The organism is Ilumatobacter sp., assembly GCF_041688325.1.
Lineage (GTDB): Bacteria > Actinomycetota > Acidimicrobiia > Acidimicrobiales > Ilumatobacteraceae > Ilumatobacter_A.
In genome coordinates this window covers 1-2,827 of sequence record NZ_JBDNIJ010000120.1, presented here as the reverse complement: position 1 = coordinate 2,827, position 2,827 = coordinate 1, and the positions used below count along the sequence as shown (strand labels likewise).

Annotated in this window: 2 protein-coding genes and 1 pseudogene; all 3 read right to left on the bottom strand. The window is 61.5% G+C overall.

The window, feature by feature from the left end:
* A pseudogene (locus ACH2EI_RS08005) lies at positions 1 to 228 on the bottom strand (ABC transporter permease); the annotation flags it as partial.
* Positions 225 to 1,793: an ABC transporter ATP-binding protein gene (locus ACH2EI_RS08000; protein ID WP_395151666.1), complete on the bottom strand. Its 1,569-nt coding sequence runs from the start codon at positions 1,791 to 1,793 to the stop codon at positions 225 to 227. The pseudogene ACH2EI_RS08005 and the gene ACH2EI_RS08000, both read right to left, overlap by 4 nt.
* A gap of 191 nt (positions 1,794 to 1,984) precedes the next feature.
* Positions 1,985 to 2,827 (bottom strand): BMP family protein (locus tag ACH2EI_RS07995; protein WP_395159661.1); only part of this gene is annotated, 843 nt, incomplete at its 5' end.

Here is a 2,827-nt window from a genome sequence, read left to right as displayed (position 1 = left end):
GAACCCGATTGCCACCGCAACACCAGCGATGAACAGCGGTGTTGCGCGGTTCAAGATGTCGACCATCGACTCAAGCTTCGAGGCCGTGGAGATCATCTCTGAATAGGTATCGAGCCAGCTGCTTCCCGACAGGGTGAGCACCAACGACGAGACGAGCAGCGCGAACGCTGCGGCCAGCGCTGGCGCGGCAAGCGACAAGCCGAGACGACGGAGCAGCGATGAGTTCATGCGTCTGCCCCTTCATTGACCGAACCAGAGTGGCCGTCAGATGCAGCAGTGTCGAGCGTCGCACCGGTCATGTAGCCCCCGAGCAGCCGTGGCGTAATGTCGGCCGGGTCGAGCGTGGCGACCAACTTGCCGTGGAACATCACGACGATCGTGTCGCTGAGACCGATCAACTCGTCAAGATCAGCAGAGATGAGCAGAGTGGCCAAACCGTTGCCACGAGCCTCGCGGATGTCATTCCACACCTCTGCCTGCGCGCCGACATCGATACCGCGAGTCGGATGCGCAGCGATCAGCACATCTGGTTCGGCAGTCATCTCTCTGCCGATGATCAGCTTCTGCTGGTTGCCGCCCGACAGCGCCCGAGCGGACACGTCGACGTTCGGCGAGCGGACGTCGAATTCACTTCGAATCTCCTCGGTCCTCGCACGAGCACCCTTGCGGTCGATCCAGAAACCCTTCACGAACGGCGCACGAGTTTGGTGTCCGAGCGCGGCGTTCTCCCAAAGCGACGAATCGAGGAGTAGACCCTCTCGATGTCGATCCTGGGGCACGTAGCCGAGCCCAGCCTCGCGCCGGTCACGGACCGACGCCCTCGTGATGTCTGTGCCGAGGAGCGAGATCGTGCCGCCGTCGACCTCGGCGGTGCCGACGATTGCGTCGACGAGTTCAGTCTGTCCGTTGCCTTCGATACCAGCGATGCCGACGATCTCGCCTTTGTGCACCCGGAGGCTGACACTATCGACGACCGGACGGCCATCGGGCCCATTGACGGTGAGGCCACGGACGTCGAGCGCCACTTCGTCGGTCACGGTCGACTCAGACGTTGCGGGGCTCGGCAGTTCGCTGCCGACCATCAGCTCGGCGAGGTCGGCCGCGGTGACATCAGCGGCGTTGACAGTGCCAATTGTTTTGCCGCGACGGATCACGGTGATTCGGTCGGCGATCTCGAGCACTTCTTGCAGCTTGTGGTCGATGAAGATAATTGTCGCACCATCACGCTTCAGCTCGCGCAAGTTGTTGAACAACTCCTCGACCTCCTGTGGCACGAGCACAGCGGTCGGCTCATCGAGGATCAGGATCTTTGCGCCGCGATACAGCACTTTGATGATCTCGACACGCTGCTGCTCGCCGACTTCGAGTGTCTCGACCAGGTCATTGGGGTCGACATCGAGCCCGTACGAGCGGCCGACTTCGGCAATGTGCTGCTCGGCGGCAGCAAAGTCAATACGACCGCCGCGCTTCACCGGCTCGGAACCGAGGATCACGTTCTCAAGCACCGACAGGTTGTCGGCGAGCATGAAGTGCTGGTGCACCATGCCGATGCCTTGCGCGATCGCATCGGTGGGCGACGAGAATTCGACCGTCGTGCCGGCGACGCGCATTTCTCCCTCGTCGGCACGCTGCATGCCGTACAGGATCTTCATCAGCGTCGACTTGCCTGCACCGTTCTCGCCGCAGATCGCATGGACTTCACCCTGCTCGACAGAGAGGTTGATGTTGTCATTTGCAATGACGCCAGGAAAGCGCTTTGTGATGCCAATCAATTCGATCGCCGGTACCGACACACGTCTCTCCTTCGCCAGTCAACTCGCAGAACACAACGCTGTGGAACCTAGCCGCGCCACCGTGTGTCATCTAAAACTCTGAGAACTCGGCCCCAGACGCAAAGAGCGGGATCGGACTGAGTCCGATCCCGCTCTCGCTCTTCACCGTCTGTTCAGACCGTGAAGATGTTCATTCAGTTGAAGTCAGTTACTCAGGCCGGAGCGGTCGGAACGACAATGTCGCCGGCGATGATCTGTGCCTTGAAGGCCTCAAGCTGATCGACGATGTCGTCGAGGTAGCCACCCGAGGTTGAGTAGCCAACGCCATCGGCCGAGAGGTCATAGACAGTGTTGCCAGCGGCGAACGTGCCCTCAGCCTGTGCTGTGGTGATCTCGAGGACCGCAACGTCGACACGCTTGAGCATCGAGGTCAAGATGTAGGGAGCGAAGTCAGCACCGGCAGTGTTGTACTGGTCGGAGTCGACGCCGATGGCCCAGACCTGGGAGCCGGAGCTCTCGGACTGGCTCTTGGCGGCTTCGAACAGACCAGCACCCGAACCACCAGCTGCGTGGTAGACGATGTCGGCGCCCTGGCTGTACATGTTGAGGGCGATTTCCTGCGCACGGTCGGCGGCGAAGAAGCCGTCGAAGTCAGGAGCCTGTGTGATGTACTGCGGGATCACCGTGATGTCGGGGTTGACAGCCTGAGCGCCAGCGGTGTAGCCGGCTTCGAACTTCTCGATGAGACCGAAGCCACCGACGCCGCCGATGAAGCCGATGATGCCCGTCTCGCTCTTCAGCGCCGCTGCGGCACCCACGAGGAACGAACCCTGCTCTTCAGCGAATGTGAGACCAGCGATGTTGTCGCCGAGCGGCACTGCGCCATTGTCGAAGTCGAGCATGGCATCGTCGATGACGGCGAAGTTGGTGTCCGGGTTCTCGGCCGCAACAGCGGCGACGTCACCGGCGAAGAGGAAGCCGACAGCGATCACGAGGTCGGACTGATCGGCCTGGAGCTGGAGGAGCTGTGCACGGTCGGAACCGTCAGCGTTGGG